The following is a 1,284-nucleotide window of genomic DNA, read 5'->3' on the forward strand; positions in this document are numbered from 1 at the left end:
GTCCATAAAGCGGTCTCTCTTGCGACTACGGAAGCTTCCGGAGAACGGACAATGCTTGTCAGACACAGGAAGCCAGCCCCGAATCTATTTATGATCGAACTATTTATGATCGAAGTTGAAGATCGGCAAATGGATTATGTTTAACTAAGGCAGGGATACAGTTAAATCTATAGTCTCTTTATTTACAGAGCGTATTTCATAATAGTTGCGTTATTTTTGATTTAAGAGACAGTAGGCAGATTTTCCGGAGCAGTACTTTGAGAAAAAAAATCGCCCATTTGAAGACCCAGCCCCACATTCTGGCAGTATTGGGGCTGGTATTAGCAACTCTCTGTTGGGGGGGTAACCTTGTTGCAGGCCGAATGAGTGTGGGAGATATTCCTCCCATCGCGCTGTCATTCTGGAGATGGGCCCTGACTTTTCTGATTCTGTTTTCATTTACCGGAAAAAAGCTGGTTCGGCAGAGAAAGCTGATTTTTCAGAGTCGTTATCAATTATTGATCCTGGGTTTCTTCAGCATTACCTGCTTTAACACACTGCTCTATATCGCTGCTCAATCGACACAGGCGGTGAATCTGGGCCTGATACAAATAGTTTTGCCTGTTATTACCATGATCCTGGCTATTCCACTGTTAAATGTTTTTCCTAAAAAAAGACAGTTGTTTGGTATGGGGATGGCCCTTCCCGGGCTGCTGACTATTTTCAGTAAGGGCGAGTGGTCATCGCTGGCCAGCCTTGATTTTGGCAGGGGAGACATGATCATGTTTTTTGCTACCTGCTGTTGGGGCTCTTATACGGTGTTGCTCAAGCGTTTTGAACTGCCCGTATCCGGGGCTCAGCTGTTGACTACTCTGGTTGGGATTGGGGTATTGATCCTCTTGCCCTTTTATCTCTGGGAGCTATCGTCGAAAGGTGGCTTTATCGTCAGTCCGAAAGCACTTTTTCTCATCAGTTACGCTGCTTTGTTTGCTTCACTGGTCGCTTATATGTCATGGAATTTCGGCGTGTCTATTCTGGGGGCAAACACTGCGGCCATGTTTAACTTCCTAATCCCTGTTTTTTCAGCCATGTTCGCTATTCCCATTCTTGGAGAGACACTTTACCAGTACCACTTGATAGGAGCTGGATTGATCTTTACAGGATTATGGATAACCAATCGGAAATATTCTTCAACAGACAGTCCGGGTTAGACACTTGAAGAATCTTTCCTCACCCAAAGTGAAGAAAGATTACCAAATTGAGCGGAAAGCCCCGTACTTCTAGTTCGGGGATGGATAGCTCGCA

The 1,284-nt window shown here is 45.1% G+C and carries 1 protein-coding gene; it reads left to right on the forward strand.

Annotated elements, in window-relative coordinates:
* Positions 1–257: 257 nt before the first annotated feature.
* Positions 258–1,190 carry a DMT family transporter gene (locus KDK18_RS10930; RefSeq protein ID WP_257254932.1) on the forward strand — a complete coding sequence of 311 codons (933 nt, stop codon included), beginning with the start codon at positions 258–260 and terminating at the stop codon, positions 1,188–1,190.
* Positions 1,191–1,284 lie beyond the last annotated feature (94 nt).

The organism is Endozoicomonas sp. SESOKO3, assembly GCF_024606255.1.